The following is a 22,696-nucleotide window of genomic DNA, read 5'->3' as shown; positions in this document are numbered from 1 at the left end:
CGGTCCCGCTCGCGAGGTAATGGCCGATTTCCGGGTGGACACGCGCAACAACCGGTCAAAGGCGGTCGGAGCAGCGCCCTCACGGTCGCACACATTCCCGACCTTTCACCTCGAACTTCCCTTCGGTCGCCCCCTCTTGACAGTCTTTTGGTGAACGCATGCCCCTTACGTAAAGGGATCCTCGCCAGAGTGGCGGCTTACATGTGCACATCATCCGGCACATGCTCCACACGCGAAGACCCACATCGCAGGGGGTTACATGAGAACCAGTCGTGCCAGACGTCGCGCCGGGCTGAGCATGGCAGCGACACTGCCGCTGCTCGCCGGTGCACTCGCCCTCGGCATCCCGTCCGCCAGCGCGGACTCCGCCCCTGCCGGACGCGATGCTCTGCAGGGCACCAAGCCGGTCTGGGCCACGGCCAAGGCCGACCAGGGGCCCACCGCCGACAGCGGAAAGGTGAGTGTCCGGGTCCATCTGGCCGGCCGGGACGCGAAGGGGCTGGCCGCCTACGCCACCGCCGTGTCCGACCCGGCGTCCCCTTCCTACGGGAAGTACCTGAGCGCCAAGGAGGCGCAGGCCCGCTTCGGGGCGACCCAGCACCAGATCGACCAGGTCGTTCAGTGGCTGAAGTCGAGCGGGCTGACCGTCACCGGCGCCCATCAGCACTACGTCTCCGCCACCGGTGACGTCGCCGCGGCCGAGAAGGCGTTCAGCACCCAGCTGCGCAACTACCGCAAGGGCAGCCGGACCTACCGCGCCCCGTCCTCCACGGCCTCCGTCCCGGCCGCGCTGAGCGACGCCGTCCTCGCCGTCTCCGGTCTGGACAACGCGCCGCACAAGTCGAGCCACGACGAGACGCTGCCGCCGCCGGACGCGGTGTTCCGCAACTCCGGTCCGTTCTCCTCGTACTTCGGCTCCAGGACGGCCTCGACGCTGCCGAGCGCCTACGGCTCCAAGGTGCCGTACGCGGTCAAGGGCTACACCGGCAAGCAGCTGCGCGCCGCGTACGGTGCGGGCCGATGGACCGGCAAGGGCGTGACCGTCGCGATCACCGACGCGTACGCCTCGCCGACCATCGCGAAGGACGCCGCCGAGTACGCCGCGCGCAACGGCGACGCCCCGTACAAGCGCGGGCAGCTCCGCCAGGTCCTGCCGGACGACTACACGAAGACCGAGGAGTGCGGGGCCTCCGGCTGGTACGGCGAGGAGACCCTCGACGTGGAGGCCGTGCACGCGGTCGCGCCCGCCGCCGACATCGTCTACGTGGGCGGCGCGTCCTGCTACGACGCCGACCTGCTGGACTCGCTCAACAAGATCGTCGACCACCGGCTCGCCGATATCGTCTCCAACTCCTGGGGCGACATCGAGGCCAACGAGACCCCGGACGTCGCGGCCGCGTACGACCAGGTCTTCAAGATGGGTGCGGTCGAGGGCATCGGCTTCTACTTCTCCTCCGGCGACGACGGCGACAACGTCGCGTCCACCGGCACGAAGCAGATCGACGTCCCGTCCAACTCCGCCTGGGTGACGTCGGTCGGCGGCACCTCACTGGCCGTCGGCAAACACGACAAGTACCAGTGGGAGACCGGCTGGGGCACGCTGAAGGCGTCCCTCGCCGCCGACGGCAAGAGCTGGACCGGCTTCCCCGGCGCATACACCTCGGGCGCGGGCGGCGGCACCAGCTCGACCGTGAAGCAGCCGTTCTACCAGCGCGGTGTCGTCCCGGACTCGCTCGCGCGGGCGAACGGCAAGACCCGGATGCGCACCGCCCCGGACATCGCGGCGGTTGCCGACCCGAACACCGGCTTCCTGGTCGGCCAGACGCAGACGCTGCCCGACGGCTCCCTCGGCTACGACGAGTACCGCATCGGTGGCACGTCGCTGGCGGCGCCGGTCATCGCGGGCGTTCAGGCGCTCGCGCAGCAGGCCCAGCACGGCCGCCCGCTCGGCTTCGCCAACCCGGCGATCTACGCCCGGTACGGCTCGGCGGCGTACCACGACGTCACCGACCACCCGCTGGGTGCCAAGCGTGACCTCGCGGTCGCCCGCGTCGACTTCGCCAACGGCTCCGACGCGGCGGACGGCTTGCTGACGTCGGTGCGCAGCCTCGGCAAGGACGCCTCGCTCAAGGCGGTCAAGGGATACGACGACGTGACTGGTGTCGGGACTCCGGCAGCCGGATACGTGAACTCGTACCGCCGGCACTGACGCACGGGCTCGATGCGAGGACTGCCCCGGAGCTTCGGCGCCGGGGCAGTCCTGCGTGGCAGACCTTGCGGACAGCTCGGCAGCGCCACGTCGCCGCGGGCAGGGGCAGCGACTGCCGGCGTCCCGTCAGGCCGAGGCGCGTTTCCTGGGTGCTGCCTTCTTGGCCGTGGTTTTCGCGGTCTTTTTCGTCGCCGTCTTCGCGGCCGACTTCGTGGTCGACCGTGCGGCGGTCTTCTTCGCCGGGGTTCTGCCCGGCGTCGACGTCTTCGCAGCGGCCTTCCGGGGGGTGGCGGTCGCGGAGGCCCTCTTCTTCGCGCCGGTTCCGCCGCTCTTCTTGCGGGTGGCGAGCGACGTCACCTCGGCCACCGGTGCGCTCTCGGATCCCTCCGCCTCTTCCACCTCCTCGCCGCGGGCCTTCTTCGCCGCCCGGACGCTGCTCTCCAGTGCCGCGATCAGGTCGATGACCTTGCCACCGCTGGTCTCGCCGGCTGCTGCCGGTTCGAGTGCCTCGCCGGAGGCCTTCGAGGCGATCAGCGCCTCGACCGCCTCGCGGTAGTCGTCGTGGAGGGTGTCCATGTCGACCTCGCCGAGAGTGGCCATCAGGGCGTCGGCCAGGTCGAGTTCGGCTTCGCGGATCGTGACGTCGGTCTCCGGGGCCACACCGTCGGTGGCACGGATCTCGTCGGGCCAGAGCAGGCCGTGCATCGCGATCACGTCGTCGACGACGCGCAGCATGCCGAGCCGCTCCCGGCCGCGGAGCGCGTACTTGGCGACGGCCACCTTCTGGCTCCGCTTCAGGGCCTCGCGCAGCAGCGTGTACGGCTTCGCGGCGGGGACTCCGTTGGCGGAGAGGTAGTACGCCGTGTCCATCTGGAGCGGGTCGATCTCGGTGGCGGGCACGAAGGCGACGATCTCGATCGTTTTCGCGGTGGGCAGCGGGAGCGAGCCGAGCTCCTCGTCGGTGATCGGGATGATCGAGCCGTCCGCGTCCTCGTACCCCTTGCCGATCTCGGCGGCCGTCACTTCCTGCTCGTCGATTTCGCAGACCTTCCGGTAGCGGATCCGGCCGCCGTCGGCGAGGTGGATCTGGCGGAAGGAGATCGAGTGGCTCTCGGTGGCGTTGACCAGCTTGATGGGGATGCTGACCAGCCCGAAGGAGATCGCGCCGTTCCAGATGGACCTCACCGTTCACCCCTTTGTCCATGGCAATGCCGATAGATCACTGTTGGTCCCGAATTCATGTGATTCTTATCGTATGACGCCGATCACAGAGGTGGAGGGGCGGCGCCTGGCGCTCAGCAATCTCGACAAGGTTCTGTATCCGGCCACCGGAACCACCAAGGGCGAGGTGCTGCACTACTACGCGGCCACGGCGGCGGGGTCCCTGCTCGCGCATCTGTACAACCGGCCGGTGTCCTTCCTGCGCTATCCGGACGGGCCGGACGGGCAGCGTTTCTTCACCAAGAACCCGCCACCGGGCACCCCGTCCTGGGTACGGATCGCCGAGGTGCCGCGGCACATGGCGCAGCAGGCCGGACAGGTGCTCATCCAGGATCTGGCGTCGCTGATGTGGGCGGCGAACCTGGTGGTGGAGTTCCATACGCCGCAGTGGCAGGCCGACAGGCCGGGTGTCGCCGACCGGATGGTGTTCGACCTCGATCCTGGGGATCCGGCAACCGTCGTGGAGTGCTGCGCGGTGGCGCTGTGGCTGCGCGACAGGCTGGCGACGGACGGGCTCCTCGCGTACGGGAAGACCTCCGGATCGAAGGGGCTGCATGTGCTCGTACCGCTGGAGCCGGTCTCCTCCGACCGGGTGTCGGCGTACGCCAAACAGCTGGCGGTGGAGGCGGAGCGGGATCTTCCGGAGCTCGTGGTGCGCCGGATGACGCGGGCGCTGCGACCGGGGAAGGTGTTCGTCGACTTCAGCCAGAACGCTGCGGCGAAGACGACCGCCACCCCGTACACGCTGCGCGCCAGGACCGAACCGACCGTGTCCGCGCCCGTCACCTGGGCGGAGATCGAGGACTGCCGGAGCCCCGCCGAGCTGGTCTTTCTGGCAGGTGACATGGCCGGGCGACTGGAGCGGTACGGGGATCTGCTCGGCCCGCTCATCAACCCGAACCGGGCCCGGCCGCTGCCCTGATGGCGCACGCATCCGGCCGTTGTCATGTCTGTAAGCAAAAGGCTGCATGTGGCGGGTGGATTGCCCGGGCCGTGGTGCACACTCTGCGCAGACACTGCAATACGTGAATGCGCGGGGAGGCGACGGCATGTTCGCGGGAATCGACGAGGTCAACTGGGCCTCGATGGAGCATGCGTACGGGCCTGCCGACGACGTGCCGAGCCTGCTGCGGGGGCTCGCGTCCGCCGATCCGGCGGAGCGCGAACAGGCGCTGGACGGTATGTACGGGGCCGTTCACCACCAGGGGGATGTGTACGACTGCACACTGGCCTGCATTCCCTTCCTCTTCGAGCTGGTCGTGGACCCGGGGATCCACGACCGGGGCGGCATCGTCGAGCTGCTCACCAGCATCGGCGGCATCGATCTGGACGCGGACGACGACGAGGACTTCGACGGGGAGGAGTTCGACGAGGAGGAGATCGAGGACGCGGCGAACTACGCCATGGCGGCCTCGGCCGTCACTGCGGGCGCCGGGGCGTTCTTCGAGCTCATCGCCGACGAGGACCAGGGGGTACGGCTCGCCGCGCCGCTGGCGCTCGCCACGCTGCACAGCCACCCGGCGGGGGTCCTCGCGCTGCTGCGGGAGCGGCTGCCGGTGGAGCCGGACGAGGAGGTGCGGCTCGCGCTCGTGGAGGCGGCGGGCCGGGTCGCGCTGCGGAACCGCCCGCTGGCCGGGCAGACGGCGGACTGGCTGAGCCGGCTCGTCGCGGAGGCGTACACCCCGGCGCTGCGGCTGGCTGCCCTCGCCCAGTTGGCCCGCTGCGCACCGGACGCGCTGCCGGGCGATGTCGTACGGCTGGTGGCGGGGTTGCTGACGGAGCTGCGCTCGACGCCCGGCACCTCAGCCGGTGTGCCGGATCCGGTGGGCGCCACCGCACAGTTCGACGAGCCGGAGCCGGGCGAATCGGCCGAGGAGCGGGGTGCGCCGGTGACCCTGGTGGGGCAGCTGCGGGCGCTGTCCGCGGCGGAATCCGCCGGGCGCAGCGCCCCCTGGACGGCAGATCTGCTGCGGACGCTGCATGTCGGGCTCGATGACCGGGTCGCCGACCGGAGCGCGCTGCTGATCGACCAGTTGCGCAGCCCCGACCGCTGGCAGCGCATCGATGCGGTACGGATGAGCAGCGGGCTGATACGGGCCTGGCGGGGCTCGTACGAGGAGCTGGTCCGCCTCGTGGGTGCCCAGCTCGCGGACCCCGAGCCGCGGCTGGCCCAGGCCGCCTCGCACATGCTGGAGGAGCTGTTCGGCCTGGCCGCGCCCGCCGCGGACGCGCTGGCGGCGCGGGTGGCGGCGGATCCCGGGTCCTGGGTGAAGGAGCGGGAGAGCGAGCCGCCGGGGCTCGGCAGCGCGGTGAAGGCGCTGGCCCGGCTGGGTGACGCCCGGGCGGTGCCCGCGCTGGCCGCCGCACTGGAGCGGCCCGAGGTGCCGCACGACGTGGGGTCCACCATCGGGTATCTGGGAGCGGCCGCGGCCCCGCTCGCCGAAGTGCTGCGGCGCAGGCTGGGCGGGCTCAATCTCGACGAGGGGCTGTACGACCGGGCGAGTCCGCTGCTCGGCGGGCTGACCGCGCTGCGGGCGGGCGAGGCGGCGCCGGAGGTGCTCCGGGTGCTCCGCGGGGCGCCGGAGTACCGCGGGGAGTGGCTGCGGACCTCGGCACTGCGGGCGCTCGGCTCGTTCGGCCCGGCCGCCCGGTGCGCCGTCCCGGAGCTGCGGGCGCTGATCCGCAGCACCGGGACCCCGGCGGCGACGGAAGCGGCTCAGGCGCTGTGGGCGGTCGAGGGGGACGCGGAGGCCGTGCTGCCGGTTCTGATCGAGGGGCTGGGGGCGGACCATGCGCACGGGCGGCGCGCGGCGGTGAGTGCGCTGGGCGGGCTGGGTGCGCGCGCGGCCGTGGCGGCCCCCCGGCTGCGGGCGCTGCTGGTCCATGACGAGCTGTGGCTGCGGGTGGACGCGGCGATCGCGCTGTGGGAGGTGACGGGGCGGACCGAGGAGTCCGTACCGGTCATGCTGGCCGCCTGGGAGATGAACCGTCATGTCAGGGTCCGGGTGGCCGAATGCCTGGCGCTGATGGGTGTTGCTGGTGCAGGGTCGGATGCGGCACATGTACTGCGCGCCGAACTCGCCTCCGTACGACGTCACAACGCCATGGACGGCGGTTACGGCAGCCACGACACATACGAGGACGAAAAGCTGCTGGTGCTCTGCCGGCGAGCGCTTGAAGAAGCAACGGGGAAGGGGCCCACGACATGATCATTTTTGGTACGCGAGGCTATCTGTACCAACTGGCCGTTCTGACGATGGTCTGCGGCTGGTGCAGCAATCCGGCCGCGCACACACTGCGGAAGCGGGTCACGAAGTTCACGCTGTTCTTCGTGCCGCTCTTCCCGTTCTCGACGAAGTACGCGACGCAGTGCACGTTCTGCGGCGGGGAGCAGAAGATCCCGAAGGAGCAGGCCGACCAACTGCTGGCGCAGCACGTGGCATCGCAGGACGGCAACCCGTTCGGACAGGCCCAGCAGCAGCCGGGGTATGCCCAGGACGGGCAGAACCCCTACCAGCACTGACACAGCCGCGGCTATGCCGACAGCAAAAAGGGCATAAGGGACTTCCTTCCGCATAAGGTCGTCGGGTCACGGGTCGGCGGACCCATGACCCGACGTCCGGGAAGGGAGGGAGTCATGCGCTTGCGCCGCCGGGTGATGTGCCGCGCGAGGGCGGCCCTCGTGGCCGGCCGGCCGAGCGCGAAGCCCAGCCCCCAAGCGACCATGGTGCCGCCGCCGGCCACCGCCTCCGCGGGGCGGCGATGAGGCGACCGGGACTGCGCGCGCCCGCGTGGACCGCGACGCTCGCCTGGAAGTCGGCCGTGTTCATCACCGTGATGTGCTGCGCGTTCGCCGCACTGCTGGGCGTACTGGTGCACACCGCGGTGACCCGGGAGACCGTCGACGAGGCCCGCACCGAGGCGCTCTCCCGGCTGAACGACGTCATCGCGGCGTACAAGGCGGGCGAGGAGCTCCCGCCGGATTCCGGCATCGATCCGCCCGGGCTGCCCGCGTCCCTGCGCGCCCTCGCCGTGAGCGGGCATCAGGGCACGCTCGTCGCCGACCACCACGGGCGTCCGGCCATGTGGGCGGCAGCCCCGGCAAACGGCCGCGCGCTGGCCACCGCGATCGACTACAGCCGGAGCGCCCACGTGATCAACAGCCTCGACCGGGCGATCGTCGGCTCCTCGCTGCTGGCGATCGGCGCCACGCTGCTGGTCGGCGCGTTTGCCGTCACCCGGGTCACCCGTCGGCTGCACCAGACCGCTCAGGTGGCCCGCCGGATCGGTGCGGGCGATCTCGACGCCCGCGTCGACGATCCCCGTACCTCGGACCCGTCGCGCCCGCAGGACGAGGTGGCGATCGTCGCCGGTGCGCTGGACACGATGGCATCCACGCTCCAGCGCAAACTGCTGGCCGAGCAGCGCTTCACCGCCGACGTGGCGCACGAGCTGCGCACCCCGCTGACCGGTCTCTCGGCTGCGGCCGAACTGTTGCCGGCGGGCCGCCCGGCCGAGCTGGTGCGGGACCGGGTGCGGACGATGCGGACGCTGACGGAGGATCTGCTGGAGATCTCCCGGCTCGACGCCCGCACGGAAGAGGTCGATCTCGCGGTTCACGAACTGGCTCCGCTCGCCGTGCGAGTGGCGGGCGCCTCGGGAACGGAGACCGAGGTCCGCGTCCTGGGGGCGGAAGCCGGAACCGGGGCGAGGCCCGTGCGGGTCGAGACCGACAAGCGGCGGCTGGAGCGGGTCCTCGGCAATCTGATCGCCAATGCGCACCAGCACGGCCGGCCCCCGGTGGTCGTGACGGTCGACGGGCCGGTGGTGACCGTACGCGATCACGGTCCGGGATTCCCGGACTATCTGCTGGCCGGTGGCCCGCAGCGGTTCCGTACCGAGGAAGGCGGCAAGGGCCACGGGCTCGGACTGACCATCGCCGTCGGGCAGTCGGCGGTCATCGGCGCCGAGCTCGTCTTCGCCAACGCGGAGGACGGCGGGGCGGTGGCGCGGCTGACGCTCCCGGAATACGTACGACTCGACGGCGGCGAACCGCCCGGCCACGACGACCAGACAGAGGCGACGTAAGAGGCCGCGCGGATAGGTGGGGTGGAGGAAGGAGCGGGGCGAGGGGCAAGCTTGGCAAGGCGGAGGAGGGAAGCGACGTGGAGCGTCGTCGACCGACGACAACGCCGCCAGGCGCCGCCCATCGCCCCGCGACGCCGCCCCACCTCTCCGCGCGGCCTCTAAGGGAAATGAAGTGACATAAAGGGAATATGTCGCACCTCTTGCTACGTTGCGTGGCATGACCGCAACGAGGACGGACGCGCCCCCGCCGCAGCTACGCCTGCCCAAGCGGCGCGGGGTCGAGCTCGCACTCCTCATCGGAGCGGTCCTCATCTCCGTCTACGGCTACGCCGCCGTCGGCCTCGCGCACGACCACGCGATCCCGCCCGATGTCGCCGGTTACGGTGCCGGCCTCGGGCTGCTCGCACTCCTCGCCCATCTCGCCGTCCGCTTCCGTGCCCCGCACGCGGATCCGCTGCTGCTCCCCATCGCCGTCCTGCTCAACGGTCTCGGGCTGGTGCTGATCTACCGGCTCGACCTGGAGACCCCGAAGGACCATGCGGCGCCCACCCAGCTGGTCTGGTCGACGCTCGGAGTCGCGCTCTTCATCGTGGTCGTCGTCTTCCTCCGCGACCACCGGGTGCTCCAGCGGTACGCCTACCTGTCGGTCGCCGCGGCGCTCGTCCTGATGATCGTGCCGATCTTCTTCCCCGCGGTGAACGGTGCCAAGATCTGGATCCGGATCGGCGGATTCTCCTTCCAGCCGGGCGAGTTCGCCAAGATCCTGCTCGCCGTCTTCTTCGCCGCTTACCTCTCCGCGAACCGCCACGCGCTCGCCTACACGGGCCGCAGGATCTGGAAACTCCAGCTGCCCACCGGCCGGGTGCTCGGCCCGATCGTGGCGATCTGGCTGCTCAGTGTCGGGGTGCTGGTCCTCGAGCGGGACCTGGGGACCTCGCTGCTCTTCTTCGGCCTCTTCGTGATCATGCTGTACGTGGCAACCGGCCGGACCGGGTGGATCGCGGTGGGGCTGCTGCTCGCCGCCGTCGGCGCGTTCGCCGTCGGCTCCTTCGAGCCGCATGTGCACAGCCGGGTGCAGGACTGGCTCGATCCGTTCGCCTCCATCGCCGCGGGCCAGGGACCGAGCCAGCTCGCCCAGTCGCTGTTCGCGTTCGCCGCGGGCGGGATGCTCGGCACCGGGCTCGGTCTCGGCCACTCCATCCTCATCGGTTTCGCCGCCAAGTCCGACTTCATCCTGGCCACGGCAGGCGAAGAGCTCGGGCTGTCCGGGCTGACCGCGATCTTCCTGCTGTACGCGCTGCTGGTCGCCCGCGGCTACCGGGCCGGGCTCGCCCTGCGCGACCCTTTCGGGCGGCTGCTGTCGATCGGGCTCTCATCCATCCTGGCCCTCCAGGTCTTCGTGATCGCGGGCGGCGTGATGGGGCTGATCCCGCTGACGGGCATGGCGATGCCGTTCCTCGCCCAGGGCGGTTCGTCCGTCGTGACCAACTGGATCATCGTGGCGCTGCTCATCCGGGTCAGCGACCTCGCCCGCACCCCCCACCCCGATCAGGTGGAGAACGGGGTCATCGCACCGATCGTGGAGGACCCGTCGTGATCCGCTACATCCGGCGGGCCGCCGCGTTCTGCCTGCTGCTGCTCATGGCGCTGCTGCTGAACGCCGCCCGCATCCAGGTCTTCCAGGCGGACGAGCTGGACGACAACCCCGCCAACCGCCGCCGGACGATCGCCCGCTACGACCAGGCGCGGGGCAACATCCTGGTCGGCAGCACGTCGGTCACCGGTTCCAAGAACACGGACGAGCAGCTCGCCTACGAGCGCACCTACACCGACGGGCAGCTGTACGCGCCGGTGACCGGGTACGCGTCGCAGACGTACGGCACGACGCTCATCGAGAACGCCGAGGACGACATCCTCTCCGGCACCGATCCGCTGCTCGCCCCGCTGCCGCTGTGGGACGAGATCACCCGCAGCCGGCAGCCCGGCGGCAATGTCGCGACGACCGTCAAGGACTCCATGCAGCGCGCCGCGTACGCCGGGCTGGGCGGGCGGCGGGGTGCGGTCGCCGCCCTCGAACCGTCGACCGGCAAGATCCTGGCGCTGGTCTCGACGCCTTCGTACGACCCCGAGCGGCTCTCCGGCACCGGTTCCTCGGTCACCGACGCCTGGCTGCAGTTCAACAGGGCGAGGAGCCAGCCGATGCTCAACCGGGCGATCCGGCAGACCTATCCGCCCGGCTCCACCTTCAAGATCGTGACAGCGGCCGCGGCGCTCGACGCGGGTGTGGTCGAGGACCCCTACGCGGAGACCGACACCCCGTCCCCGTACGTCCTGCCGGGGACCAGCACCACGCTCCCCAACGAGGCCGGCGGCTGCGATTACGCGTCGCTCGCCGAGGCGATCCGCGTGTCGTGCAACACCGTGATGGCCCATCTGGGTGTTGAGGTCGGGCTGGACGGGATGGTGAAGGCGGTGCAGAAGTTCGGCTTCAACGACACCGGACTGAAGATCCCGTCCGGCGTGGCAAAGAGCAACTTCGACACCGACATGAGCGACGACCAGCTGGCCCTGTCGTCGATCGGACAGTTCAACACGTCGGCGACACCGCTGCAGATGGCCATGGTGGCGTCGGCCGTCGCGAACGGCGGTGACCTCAAGTACCCGTATCTGGTGGACCGCACGACGACCAGCACCGGCACCACCGTCCATCAGAACCGCCCGCGCTCCTACCACCAGGCGATGAGCCCGCGGACCGCGACGCAGCTGCGGCAGATGATGATCGACGTCGTGGAGCAGGGCACCGGGTCCAATGCCGCGATCGACGGGGCGACGGTCGGCGGCAAGACCGGCACCGCTCAGCACGGCATCGACAACTCCGGCACTCCGTACGCCTGGTTCATCTCGTGGGCCCAGGCGCCCGACTCGAGCCGGCCGACGGTCGCGGTCGCGGTGGTCGTCGAGGACGCCGCCGCGAAGCGGGCCGACATCAGCGGGGGCGGCAGCGCGGCGCCGATCGCCCGGGCCGTCATGGAGGCGGCGCTGCAAGCCGGCGGCACGGGAGGCGCGCCCCCGTCCGGAGCGTCTCGCGGCTCGGAACAGCGCGTGCGGGGCGGCACACGCTGACGGGTACGACACGGGTGGCTGCCGTCCGCCCCTCGTATATCCATCATGACCCACGGAAGCGGCTCATTCCGTCCTGCCCACGGATGATCTCGACCCTTTTTCGGCGCCCTACGGTGAGTCCATGCCTCTTCTCCATGTACGCGACCACGGCGGCGAGGGCCCACCGCTCGTGCTGCTCCACGGCGCTTCGCGCTCCCTCGCCGACTGGGACTCCGTCGCCCCCCTGCTGACGGCCGGTCACCGGGTACTGGCCGTGGACCTGCCCGGCCACGGCCGCAGCGCCGCCGCACCCGTCTGGTCCTTCGGCGCGGCGCTCACGGCTCTGGACGAGGCGCTCGCCGCCCGGGGGATCACCGGCCCGGTGGTCCCGGTCGGACACTCGCTGGGCGGAATGCTCGCCGCGCTGTACGCCGCGGAGCGGCCGGGCCGGGTGCGGGGAGCCGTCGACCTGGACGGCTTCTGGTGGGGCCGCCCCGCGCAGTATCCGGGGCTGGACCCGGAGCCGGTCGCGCAGCGGCTGGCCGACATCGGGGCGATGTCACGGGCTTCGGCGGGCCGGCGGATGCCCGCGGATTACGTGCAGCAGCAGGCCGCGTACAGCACCGGACTCGGCATCCCGTACGAACGGGCCGAGGCGGCGTTCCGTGCGAGCGTGCGTGAACTCGACGGCGGGGGCTGGCAGCTGCTTCCCGAGCGGCCGAACGCCCTGGAGATGCTCGACGCGATGGACGCCCTGGACCTGTTCACCGTGTTCCGGCGCGCCACCTGTCCGCTCCTGATCGTCCGGGCCCTGCACCGCGTCCCGCCGACGCCCGGACTGGAGTGGATGGACGAGCTGATGGACGCGTACGGGCGGGGCCTGGCCCGGGATCTGGCCGAGCTGGTCACGCAGCGGCCGGGCGTCACCGCCGAGGGCATCGCGGCAACGCACGCCATGCTGCTGGAGGCTCCGGTGCGGGTGGCGGAGCTGGTGCGCACCTTCACAGCCGGCCTCTGACCGCCGACCGCTAAGGGCTGTCCCGTGATCCCTGGCGGGCGCACGACGACAGCTGCGGCACCTCGCCGCGTTGTCGGAACGCCCGAATACACCCAGTATGAGGACGCCCCTCCGCCTTGCGATGCACCACATCTGACGCCGCGCGCTGATCCACCAGGGATGACGGGACAGCCCTTAGGCTGCGCCCTCCGCTATCGCCTCCTCGACCTCCGCGACCCGCGCCTGCTCCTCCGCCGCGAACCGGTCCCGGTCCAGCTGCTCGGCTATCTCTTCGTCCTGGGCCATGAGCAGGTCGAGGCTGGAGTCGCCGAGTTCGAGGACGCCCATGTCGACGTACGCCTTTTGCAGCCGCTCGCCCCACAGACCGATGTCCTTGACGCACGGGACGATCCGGCTGAACAGCAGCTTGCGGAAGAGCTGCAGGAACTCCGAGTGCTCGGAGAGTTCCTTGGCCTCCTGCGTGCCTATGCCGAAGTTCTCCAGCACCTCGACGCCGCTGAGGCGGTCGCGCATCAGGTAGCAGCCCTCGATGACGAACTCCTCGCGCTCGCGCAGTTCGGCGTCGCTCAGCTGCTTGTAGTAGTCGCGCAGCGCCATCCGGCCGAAGGCGACGTGCCGGGCCTCGTCCTGCATGACGTAGGCGAGGATCTGCTTGGGCAGCGGCTTGGCCGTGGTGTCGCGGATCATGCCGAACGCGGCCAGCGCCAGGCCCTCGATCAGGACCTGCATGCCCAGGTAGGGCATGTCCCAGCGGGAGTCGCGCAGCGTGTCGCCGAGCAGGCCCTGGAGGCTGTCGTTGACCGGGTAGAGCATCTGCACCTTCTCGTGCAGGAACCGGCCGTATATCTCCGCGTGCCGGGCCTCGTCCATGGTCTGGGTCGCGGAGTAGAACTTCGCGTCCAGGTCGGGGACCGACTCCACGATCCGGGCGGCACAGACCATCGCGCCCTGTTCACCGTGGAGGAACTGGCTGAACTGCCACGAGGTGTAGTGCTTGCGCAGCTCACCCCGGTCCTTCTCGGTCATCTTGGCCCAGTGCGGGGTGCCGTACAGCGTGAGGGCCTCGTCGGGGGTGCCCAGCGGGTCGGCGGGGTCGACCTCCAGGGACCAGTCGATGCGCTTGTTGCCGTCCCACTGCTTGTCCTTGCCCTTCTGGTAGAGGGCGAGAAGGCGTTCACGGCCGTCGTCGTAATCCCAGTTGAAGCGGGCCGCGCCGGAGGCGGGCACCTGCCAGAGGGGCGTGTCGGGGGCGGTGGTGTAGAGGTCGTGTGTCGACACGGACGGCTCCTTCGCCTCGCATGCTCGGACAAGTTCCGCTGCGGTTGCGCCGGTTGGCAGGTTCACACGCTGCTGGACGCCGGGTCAACAAGTCGTGCGTCAGGGATTGACTGTCTTACTGACAAGCAGTCTCATAAGCAGTGACCCCCGGTAACCCACGTGCGAGGTGCCCTCAGCCATGACGACAGTGACCGGACGCGACGTGCGGGTGCTCCGCGACGCACTCGGCCCGCTACGGGACCGCGAGCAGATCGCCGAGCGCCTCCTGGAGTCCTCGGCCAAGCACTCCTTCGATCCGGACACCGAGCTCGACTGGGATGCGGCGGTCGAGGACGGCAAGTGGTTCTGGCCGCCCGAGCTCGTCTCCCTCTACGACACCCCGCTGTGGCGGAGGATGCCGGAGGAGCAGCGGATGGACCTGGCCCGGCACGAGGCGGCGTCGCTGGCCTCGCTCGGCATCTGGTTCGAGATCATCCTGATGCAACTGCTGGTCCGGCACATCTACGACAAGCCGGTGACCAGCAATCATGTCCGTTACGCGCTGACCGAGATAGCCGACGAGTGCCGGCACTCGATGATGTTCGGCCGCATGATCCAGTGGGGGCGGGCGCCCAGCTATCCCGTACCGCGCGTCTACCACAACCTGGCGCGGGTTCTGAAGACCGTGTCCACGACGCCGGGTTCGTTCGCCGCGACCCTGCTCGGCGAGGAGATCCTCGACTGGATGCAGCGTCTGACGTTCCCGGACGAGCGCGTCCAGACGCTGGTGCGCGGCGTGACCCGGATCCATGTGGTCGAGGAAGCACGGCACGTGCGCTACGCCCGCGAGGAGCTGCGCCGCCAGATGGTCACGGCACCCCGCTGGGAGCGCGAGCTCACCCGGCTGAGCTGCGGGGAGGCGGCGCGTGTCTTCTCTGTCTGCCTCATCAACCCGCAGGTGTACGAGAACGTCGGCCTGGACCGCCGCGAGGCCGTCGCCCAGGTGAAGGCGAGCGGCCACCGGGCGGAGGTCATGCAGTCGGGTGCGAAGCGGCTGACGGACTTCCTCGACGACATCGGCGTGTTGAACGGGGTGGGGCGCAGGCTGTGGAAGAGCTCGGGTCTGCTGGCCTGAGCCGGCTCCCCCGGCGGAGGGGGCGGCGCAGGGAGTGCCCGGCGGATCATGGCCGGGAGCCGCGGCCTGTCCGCCCCTGATCGGCCGGGCACAGCTGATCGCCCTGCTCACGGCCACCGCGGCGAGGGACGAGGAGACGGCATCCGTGGCGGCGGCACTGCTGCCACTGGAGACCGCCTCCGGTCCGGCCGGGAGGCCGGCGGACCGGCCGGTCCCCGTGAGCCCCGGAACACGCCCTGGGTCAGACTGGGGACGTGAGAAGCGAGAACACCACCTTCAGGGGCGGCCCGCTGGACGGGCGGGTCCTCCCCGTCCTGGTCGGTTCGACCGGCCACCCGCCCAAGTGGTACGAGGTCCCGGTGCCGGATGCCGACGGCGGACCGGCCACCGTGTACGCGTACCGACGGGTCCCGGCCGGATACTCCAAGCGGCTGGGTGTGCAGCGCGGCTGGGTGTACGAGTACGCCCCCGAGGGCCGCGAGCGCCACACTCTCAAGTGGCCCTGGTCGAAACCGAGCTGACCCGCCGGTCCGGGCGGGGTGCGTCGGCCGCCTCTTGATTGCCGGACCCTCTAGGATCGACGGATCCATGGTCACGAGAACGGTCACAAGGGGGTGCGCCATGGAGGCGCTGCGCCAGGACGATCCACGCCGCCTCGGTCCGTACACCGTGCTGGCGCGGTTCGGCGAGACGGCGAGCGCTGTCCAGTACCTCGCGCACGACGCGAGCGCTGCCGACACCACGGACGGCGCCGCGGACCAGACCGTCGTGATCACCGCAGCCCGGCCCGGGCTCGCCGCACTGCCCGCCTTCCGCCGCCGCTTCGAGGCGGAGGCGCGCTCCGGGGACCGGCTGGCGGGTAGCTGGGTCCAGCCGCAGCTCGCCACCCGTACGGACGACGGGGAGCTGTGGACGGCCGTGGCGTACGTACCGGCGCTGACGCTCGCCGAGGCGATCGACGCAGCGGGTCCCCTCCCCGAGCGTGCCGTGCGGATACTGGGCGCCGGCATCACCGAGACGCTTTCCCGGGTACACGCCACCGGGGCCGTACTGGAGGGGCTCGCCCCGAGGACCGTGCTGCTGGCCGGGGACGGACCGCGGCTCACCGCCTTCGGCCCGCTGGGCGCGGCGGCCGATGCCGAGGCCAGAGCGGGCGGGCAGCTCTCCGTACGGCTCGGATATCTGACCCCGGAGCAGGTCGCGGGCGAGACCGCGGGACCGGCCTCCGACATCTTCGTGCTCGGCCTGCTGCTGGCGTACGCGGCCACCGGCACGACCCCGCTCGCGGACGGCCCGGCGGCGGAGGCAGCCGAGCGGATCGCGCATGCGGAGCCGGAACTGGGCGCGGTCCCGGAGGACTTGCGCGGGCTGATCGCGCGCTGCCTGGCCAAGGATCCGGCCGAACGGCCGAGCTCAGGGGCGGTGGCGGCGGAACTGGCACTGGAAGGCGCAGCGGGCCTCGCGAGGGGCGGCTGGCTGCCGGAGCCGCTGTCGAAGACGCTTGCGGAACAGGAGTCCCGCGTCAGGGAGCTGGTGTCCGCAGGCACGGCCGGCGAGCCGGCGGACAGCTCCGTCGGCACAGCCCCGCACGGGTCTCCCACCGAACCTGTCGACGCCGCACCTGGCAGCCCCGCCACCGGCGCGCCCGGCGACGGCGGCGTCGGAGAAGACACCCGGACCACCCGGATCGGCAGTGTCGGCAGCCCCCGCGCCCCGGAGCCCGACCGGCCGACCACCCAGTTGTCCATCCCGCGTGAACGGACCGGTCCCCCGGACCGGCTGCCCGCCGTCCTCCCACCCGTCGCGCCGCTCGTGCCACGCCCCCACCCGGCCCCGGCAGCGGAGGTTCCCGCCTCGCCCCCGCCGCCCGTGACGCCCACGCCCCCACCCCCACCCTCCTCGTCCCTCTCCGCCGCGCTCGACCGCCGCACCCTGCTCTTCGGCGCGGCCGCCGGCGCGGCCGGGCTGATCGTCGGCGGTGGGGGTGTGTTCGCGCTCGGGGGCGACGGCTCCGACGCCCCGGACGACGGCAAGCCCGCCCCGTCCCCCAGCGGTCCCACCGTGGCCGGGCTGCCGCCGCAGCCGCGTTGGGTGTACAGCCAACCCGAGGCCCAACCCGCGCCGCTCACCGCCGCGCTCTGGCGCGACCGGCTGCTCGTGCTGACCGGCGAGACACAGGCCTCCGCCGTCGATCTGCGGACCGGCCGCCGCCTCTGGGAGTGCCCGGACGCGGCGAAGGGGCAGGCGGCCCTGGCTGTCGGTGACGCGTTCTGTTTCGTCGCCGGGCCGTCCGAGTTCCTCTGGCTGTCGCCGAAGGACGGAACGGTCGCGCACCGGGTGGCGTACGAGAACCAGTTCGAGGGTGCACCGCTCCTGACCGTGTCCGACGTCATCGGCCAGTCCGGTCCGGCGATCTGGTTCACCGGCTCGCACAAGGTCACCGTGAAGGCCAAGAAGCCGAAGAAGGGCAAGAAGCCCGGGAAGGACACGCAGGTCGTCACGTCATTCCTGTTCGCGTACGACATCGTTCGGCGCAAGGAGCTGTGGCGGACCCCCGTACCCACCGGCCGGGAATCGACGACCCCCGCCTACCAGTTGATCGCCGTCCGCCCCGACGACATCGTCGTACGCCAGAAGAGTTCGACGCTCACCCCCGGCGACGTCAAGGCCGCCAAGGGCAAGGCCGTCTTCCGTGGGTTCGACCGCAGGAGCGGAAAACTGCTGTGGACCAAGTCGTTCGGCACGGTCGATCCGGACGGGGCAGCCGTCGGGGATGACCGGGGACTGCTGTACGCGGCGGCGGGCGACGCCCTCCAGTCGTTCGAGATGCCCGCGGGCAAGCCGAAGTGGACGCTGAACGGCACGGCCGGGTCCGCGTTCGGAACACCGGTCCCGGCCGGGGACCTGCTGCACACCACCAGCCGCAACCAGGAGGTGGGCGCGGTCGAGCGGGAGTCCGGAAAGCTGCGCTGGCGGCGGTCCACCGAGGCGGTGCCCGGCGGATGGGCGCCGGTCGTCACCGTGAGTTCCAGCGGCAGGACCGTGCTTGCGGCCGGGGCCGCACAGGTCACCGCGTTCGCCGCGGCGGACGGCCGGCGGCTGTGGAAGTTCCAGGACATCGGGGTGCAGGACCCGAAGGGCGCCACGGTCACCGCCCCGTACCGGGTGCTGGCCTTCGGGAAGTCCGCCGTCGTCCAGCGGGACCGGATGTTCTACGCGTTCCCGGTGAAGTGACCTCGGAGGTGTCGGGATCAGGGCACCGGCGGTGATCCGCCAGGCCCCTTGAGCGTCGTCCCGCCGTCCGGGCGAATCCGGGTGCCGCCACACCGCACGGTTCTTGCGTCACCCGCCCCCGAGTGACCGTATTGACGCGTTGCGCTCACTCATGGGGTGGTCCCGCGATCGCCCCGTCACCGGAGGTGATCCCGTGTCGTCCAGGGTTCTGCGCACCGTCTGCGCGGCGGCACTCGCCGCGGTGGCCGCGGCCTCACCCGCCGTCGCCGCCCACGCGGACCCGAGCAGTCCCGGCCTCTCCGGCTCTTCCGGTGAGCCACGCGCCACGAAGAGCGTCGCTGACCTGCTGACCGAGCTCACGACGCTGTACCAGCAGGCCGAGGAGGCCAGCGAGACGTACAACGGAACCACGGCGCAGCTGACGAAGCGGAAGGCGGATACAAGGAAGCTGGACACCGCTCTCGCCGAGGCGCGGACCGCGCTGGGCCGCAGCCGCAACGCCGCGGGGCGGCTGGCCCGGGAGCAGTACCAGGGGCAGTCCGACTTTTCCCCGTACGCCCAGCTGATGCTGTCCCGCGATCCCGAACACGCCCTGGACCAGGAACACGTCATTCAGAGGGTGGCGGCCGGCCGGGCCGCGACCGTGAAGCGGCTCACCGGCGCCGAGAAGCGCGCCGACGGGCTGGCCTCCGCGTCCCGCAAGGCGCTCGAGAAACAGCAGGTGCTGGCCGCGCGGCAGAAGAAGCAGCGCGACACCGTGCAGTCGCGACTGAAGAAGGTGGAGGCGCTGCTGGCCAAGCTCTCCGCCGAGCAGATCGCCCAGCTCTCCCAACTGGAGCAGCAGGTCACGGACAAGGCCCAGGGCACACTGGTCACCTCGGGCGCCCTGTCCTCGGCCCTGCCGCCGTCCCAGGAGGGCGACGAGGCGGTGAAGTACGCGGTCAGGCAGCTCGGCAAGCCGTATGTGTGGGGCGCGGAGGGTCCGGCGTCCTTCGACTGCTCCGGGCTCACCTCGCAGGCCTGGGCGAACGCGGGGCACGCGATTCCGCGGACCTCGCAGGAGCAGTGGAAGCAGCTGCGGAAGGTACCGCTGAACGCGCTCCGCCCGGGTGACCTCGTGATCTATTTCCCGAAGGCCACTCACGTGGCCCTGTACGTCGGCAACGGCCTGGTGGTGCAGGCGCCCCGGCCCGGGTCCCAGGTGAAGATCTCGCCGCTGGCGTCGAATCCGCTGCTGGGCGCCGTGCGTCCGGATCCGGAGAGCCCGTCGCTGAGTACGTACAGCCCCCCGGAGCCGGCCCAGGACACGTCCGGCGGCTCGGATGCGGGGTACGACTCCTCGTCCGAGCCGGGCGACGAGTAGCCGCATGCAGTAACCCCTGTACACACGTCAGCCGGCCGCGCAGGTCGCTCTGGCGGTACGACGGTCAGGCCGCCGCCTCCAAGACCTGCGCGAGGTACGCGTTCGTCTTCTCCGGGTCGGAGAAGCAAGCCGTACATGTCACAAACCTCCCACCTGCGAACTCTCCGCATATGGGGGGGCTCCTGGCATCCCGTGGGCCGTCTGTGGGCCGTCAGCCCCGAATCGGACCCCTGCTGTAGGCCGTCGCGATGGCCTTGCGCGTGCGCTCCCGGCTACTCGGCCTCGGAGAGCACGTTGACCGTGGTCACGTCGATGAGCACCCGCCCCTGGTGGACGCCTTGCGAGGCGACGGCGGTGCAGCCGTGCGGCAGCTGGGCGTCGGCGGACGGTGCGGCGGAGTGCTGGGCGATCCGGTCGTAGGTGGTGCCGCCCAGGGGGGAGTTCGGCGTCGATGGTGAAGCCGGTGCCGGTCGGCCAGATCTCCACCGCGAGGATCCGCAGCGTGATGTTGCAGACCCGCTGGACCCGGTCCACCCACTCCGCAGCAATCGCCCGACGATCCGCACTGAGCTCGCGGGCGACCTGACGCTCATCAGCGGCGATGGCCTCCAGCTCCCGCGCCTCCTCGTAGAGCAGGGTGGAGCGGGCGGCGGCGCCGATGCCGACGCCGATCGTGGCGAGGGATCCGAGGGCGGCCCAGGTGAGCGGGCCGGTGGTCATGGCCCATGTCGTCCACCCGGCGCCGACCAGCCAGGCTCGCCGTCGGCGCCGCAGGCGCCATCGGCCACACCATCAGCAGCCTGCGCGAACGCCCCTCCGCCCGGACCGTCGGCATGCGGTCGGCTTCTCTGGGAACCCGTGGGTGGATCAGTGGCCGTCGAAGATCTCTTTAACCTCGCGGGCAGCGTAGTAGACGAGCACGTACCCGGCCGCAGGGTCTGCCCACCACCAACCGACCGCCAAATTGAGCAGGAAGCCGAGAAGGACAGCGGCGGCCAACAGACCATTGATCAGGGTGACCCCTTCGGTCCGCAGCACTGGGTTGTCCAACGCGGCCCCGTGCGAGCCTTGCCGAACGCGAGAGCGAACATAACCGCTGCCGTAACGGCCGTCCATCCAATGCCGAGCGGCGAGTGATGCGGGCGGAATCCGGTGGCGGGCCTGCCTGGCGCACGTTCCCCTCGTGGGTGATGGTGGTAGGGGGGCTTGCTGTCAAGCGGTTCATGGCCGAGCGGGCCAGCTCGCGGATCGCGGAGATCGATGGCACGCATGCAGTGCTGGTCCCACAGCCCCAGGCTGCCACCGCCTCCTGAAGGGATCAGCCGTGTCGAACTTCACCCCATACCTGGAGCGCAACCAGGCTTTCGCGGCCTCCGGTGCCCAGGCCGACGTCCCCCGGCTCCCGTTCATCCCCTTCAAGCAGCTGTACCTGATCATCTGCATCGATCCGCGCGTGGAGCCTGCGGCTGTGCTGGGCGTCCGGCTCGGAGAAGCGATCGTCGCACGTAACGTCGGCGGCCGCGTGACGCCGGCGGTCATCCAGGACCTTGCCTGGATCGTGCACCTGCACGAGAACAAGACTCCCGACGCGGACTGGTTCGAGATCGCTGTCATCCACCACACCGACTGCGGTTCGGGATTGCTCGCCGACGACGATCTGCGCGCCGGCTACGCCGCCCGCGGCGGCTGGGACGAACAGACCTCCTTGGAGATGGCCGTCCTGGAGCCGTCTAAGACGGTCCAGAAGGACATCGCCAAGCTGCACGCGGCACCCGAGCTCGCGCCGGCCATCGGCAACATCAAGATCGGCGGCTACGCGTACGACCTCGGGACCGGGAAGATCACCACCGTCGTGCAGCCCGGCTGAGCAGCACACGGTCGCCATTGCTCTCACCGGGCAAAACGTCGAAGGGCCCCACCGCTTGCGGTGGGGCCCTTCGACGTTGTCTCAGCCCTCGTTGTCCTGTGTCTTTGTCCACAGGGGCTGTTTCCGGGGTTCCCCAGATCGCCGCGCGAGCCACTTCCTTCAACAGGTGGTCGGGGAGATGGAGATACCGCGCCCTCATCCGTGCAGCCCCGCCCGGTTCCCAACCCATGATCTGGTCGATCACCCGATCCGGGACGCCCAGCAGCATCAGCACCGCGCCGGCCGTGTGCCGGGCGTCGTGCAGTCGGCCGTCCCGGACCGCAGCGTCCTCCAGGAGCCGCTTCCAGTCGTGGTAGTCCGTGTTCGGGCTCAGCGGCCCACCCGTGAGCTTGGTGAACACGTAGTCGGTGTGTGGGTCGACGGCGTACGGGATGGGAGCTGGGGAGAGTGGTGGTGAAGGCGGAAGCGGCCGCGAACCTCTCGTGCGGTAGCCCGCAGACCAGGGAGACATGCGTCAAGGTTCCCTCCTTCACGTCTTCGGCCCAGGGGGCCTGATCGCCTTGCCGACGCACTGGAGCACGACAAAACTAGCTATGTGGGCATTCCGGAACGCGCTCAGAAGGGAGGAGAGTCCGCAGCCCAGCCGATAGACGATCAAAGGGAGAGGGAGTCATGACGGCACAGAGTTCCGCGACTCCAATCGTGACCAGGCAGCCCGACGGTCTCGGCAAGCGGGTCGGGGAGGTAGCGGAAATCACCGTTCTCTTCGATGCCAAGCCAGGAGGGGCAGAAAGGTTCCACCAGAACGCCGCCAAGATCCAGGACGACGCCTTTCAATACGAAAAGGTCGTCGGCACTGTCCACGACTTCCGTGTCACATTCATCAACAATGACACCCAGGTCATAGGCGCGGTCACTTATGACGGTGAATTCAAGCCGTACATGGCTGACATCTTCGCCAACGCCGCACCGTGGTTCGACGAGATGTTCGAAGGTGTCGTTGAGGGCTGGCCCGGGGCGACCTCTCCGAACATCGTCGACTGGCTGACGACGAAGATCGTGGAGGCCGACATGTGGTACGCCTCCAATCCGACCATGACGGTCGAGGACACCGCCAAGGCACAGAAGGTCACGCAGGCGTTCAACGCGTTGCTGGATACTGCGTCCAGCTAGCGGCTGTCTCGCGTCCCAGGTGCCTACAG

At 70.5% G+C, this 22,696-nt stretch carries 17 protein-coding genes and 2 pseudogenes; 14 read left to right on the top strand and 5 right to left on the bottom strand.

Going from position 1 to position 22,696, the window contains the following annotated elements:
* Positions 1-259: 259 nt before the first annotated feature.
* The gene (locus ACNPQM_RS30510) at positions 260-2,209 is read left to right on the top strand and encodes a S53 family peptidase (RefSeq protein WP_418086488.1); all 1,950 of its coding nucleotides are present in this window, start codon (positions 260-262) and stop codon (positions 2,207-2,209) included.
* Positions 2,210-2,335: 126 nt separating this feature from the next.
* Here the strand turns inward: ACNPQM_RS30510 and ACNPQM_RS30505 are convergent, their stop codons facing one another.
* Positions 2,336-3,394, bottom strand: coding sequence for a Ku protein (locus ACNPQM_RS30505; protein WP_358857387.1), 1,059 nt, complete (start codon positions 3,392-3,394; stop codon positions 2,336-2,338).
* Positions 3,395-3,464: 70 nt separating this feature from the next.
* On the opposite strand from ACNPQM_RS30505, the gene ligD reads away from it, so the two are divergent.
* From ligD to ACNPQM_RS30470, 7 genes are all read left to right on the top strand, one after another.
* Positions 3,465-4,352 carry a non-homologous end-joining DNA ligase gene (gene ligD, locus ACNPQM_RS30500; protein ID WP_418086487.1) on the top strand — a complete coding sequence of 296 codons (888 nt, stop codon included), beginning with the start codon at positions 3,465-3,467 and terminating at the stop codon, positions 4,350-4,352.
* 127 nt (positions 4,353-4,479) lie between these two features.
* Positions 4,480-6,639, top strand: a complete 2,160-nt coding sequence (locus ACNPQM_RS30495; protein ID WP_418086495.1) for a HEAT repeat domain-containing protein — start codon at positions 4,480-4,482, stop codon at positions 6,637-6,639.
* Positions 6,636-6,953, top strand: a complete 318-nt coding sequence (locus ACNPQM_RS30490) for a zinc-ribbon domain-containing protein (protein ID WP_358857385.1) — start codon at positions 6,636-6,638, stop codon at positions 6,951-6,953. The genes ACNPQM_RS30495 and ACNPQM_RS30490 overlap by 4 nt, the downstream gene beginning before the upstream one ends.
* 239 nt (positions 6,954-7,192) lie before the next feature.
* Positions 7,193-8,518 carry an ATP-binding protein gene (locus ACNPQM_RS30485; protein ID WP_418086486.1) on the top strand — a complete coding sequence of 442 codons (1,326 nt, stop codon included), beginning with the start codon at positions 7,193-7,195 and terminating at the stop codon, positions 8,516-8,518.
* A gap of 217 nt (positions 8,519-8,735) precedes the next feature.
* Positions 8,736-10,115 carry an FtsW/RodA/SpoVE family cell cycle protein gene (locus ACNPQM_RS30480; protein ID WP_418086485.1) on the top strand — a complete coding sequence of 460 codons (1,380 nt, stop codon included), beginning with the start codon at positions 8,736-8,738 and terminating at the stop codon, positions 10,113-10,115.
* Positions 10,112-11,641, top strand: coding sequence for a penicillin-binding transpeptidase domain-containing protein (locus ACNPQM_RS30475; RefSeq protein ID WP_418086484.1), 1,530 nt, complete (start codon positions 10,112-10,114; stop codon positions 11,639-11,641). Before ACNPQM_RS30480 ends, ACNPQM_RS30475 begins: the two co-directional genes overlap by 4 nt.
* A gap of 121 nt (positions 11,642-11,762) precedes the next feature.
* A complete protein-coding gene (locus ACNPQM_RS30470; RefSeq protein ID WP_418086483.1) occupies positions 11,763-12,638 on the top strand; it encodes an alpha/beta fold hydrolase in 876 nt (291 codons plus the stop codon).
* A gap of 174 nt (positions 12,639-12,812) precedes the next feature.
* On the opposite strand, the gene ACNPQM_RS30465 is transcribed toward ACNPQM_RS30470, so the two are convergent.
* On the bottom strand, positions 12,813-13,916 hold the full coding sequence (locus tag ACNPQM_RS30465; RefSeq protein WP_358857380.1) for a ferritin-like domain-containing protein: 1,104 nt from the start codon (positions 13,914-13,916) through the stop codon (positions 12,813-12,815).
* A 178-nt stretch (positions 13,917-14,094) separates the two neighbouring features.
* On the opposite strand from ACNPQM_RS30465, the gene ACNPQM_RS30460 reads away from it, so the two are divergent.
* From ACNPQM_RS30460 to ACNPQM_RS30445, 4 genes are all read left to right on the top strand, one after another.
* Positions 14,095-15,030: an AurF N-oxygenase family protein gene (locus ACNPQM_RS30460; protein WP_418086482.1), complete on the top strand. Its 936-nt coding sequence runs from the start codon at positions 14,095-14,097 to the stop codon at positions 15,028-15,030.
* 254 nt (positions 15,031-15,284) lie between these two features.
* The gene (locus ACNPQM_RS30455; RefSeq protein ID WP_327244355.1) at positions 15,285-15,551 is read left to right on the top strand and encodes a hypothetical protein; all 267 of its coding nucleotides are present in this window, start codon (positions 15,285-15,287) and stop codon (positions 15,549-15,551) included.
* Positions 15,552-15,651: 100 nt separating this feature from the next.
* The gene (locus ACNPQM_RS30450; protein WP_418086481.1) at positions 15,652-18,264 is read left to right on the top strand and encodes a PQQ-binding-like beta-propeller repeat protein; all 2,613 of its coding nucleotides are present in this window, start codon (positions 15,652-15,654) and stop codon (positions 18,262-18,264) included.
* 193 nt (positions 18,265-18,457) lie between these two features.
* Entirely contained in the window at positions 18,458-19,627 is a 1,170-nt protein-coding gene (locus tag ACNPQM_RS30445; RefSeq protein ID WP_418086480.1) for an NlpC/P60 family protein, read from the top strand.
* A gap of 281 nt (positions 19,628-19,908) precedes the next feature.
* Here ACNPQM_RS30445 and ACNPQM_RS30440 read toward each other — a convergent pair.
* Together ACNPQM_RS30440 and ACNPQM_RS30435 are read right to left on the bottom strand one after the other, a co-directional pair.
* Positions 19,909-20,392: pseudogene (locus ACNPQM_RS30440) on the bottom strand (hypothetical protein); the annotation flags it as partial.
* Between the two features lie 102 nt (positions 20,393-20,494).
* Positions 20,495-20,677 carry a hypothetical protein gene (locus ACNPQM_RS30435; protein ID WP_418086479.1) on the bottom strand — a complete coding sequence of 61 codons (183 nt, stop codon included), beginning with the start codon at positions 20,675-20,677 and terminating at the stop codon, positions 20,495-20,497.
* Positions 20,678-20,951: 274 nt separating this feature from the next.
* Here ACNPQM_RS30435 and ACNPQM_RS30430 point away from each other — a divergent pair, with 274 nt between their 5' ends.
* Positions 20,952-21,494, top strand: coding sequence for a carbonic anhydrase (locus ACNPQM_RS30430; RefSeq protein WP_418086478.1), 543 nt, complete (start codon positions 20,952-20,954; stop codon positions 21,492-21,494).
* Positions 21,495-21,575: 81 nt separating this feature from the next.
* Here ACNPQM_RS30430 and ACNPQM_RS30425 read toward each other — a convergent pair.
* Positions 21,576-21,903: pseudogene (locus ACNPQM_RS30425) on the bottom strand (tyrosine-type recombinase/integrase); the annotation flags it as partial.
* 293 nt (positions 21,904-22,196) lie between these two features.
* Here ACNPQM_RS30425 and ACNPQM_RS30420 point away from each other — a divergent pair.
* Positions 22,197-22,667 carry a hypothetical protein gene (locus tag ACNPQM_RS30420; RefSeq protein WP_418086477.1) on the top strand — a complete coding sequence of 157 codons (471 nt, stop codon included), beginning with the start codon at positions 22,197-22,199 and terminating at the stop codon, positions 22,665-22,667.
* Positions 22,668-22,696 lie beyond the last annotated feature (29 nt).

Source organism: Streptomyces sp. NPDC056231 (assembly GCF_048270745.1).
Classification (GTDB): Bacteria; Actinomycetota; Actinomycetes; order Streptomycetales; family Streptomycetaceae; genus Streptomyces.
The sequence above is the reverse complement of the archived record's forward strand: the minus strand, read 5'-3'. Positions and strand labels throughout refer to the sequence as shown.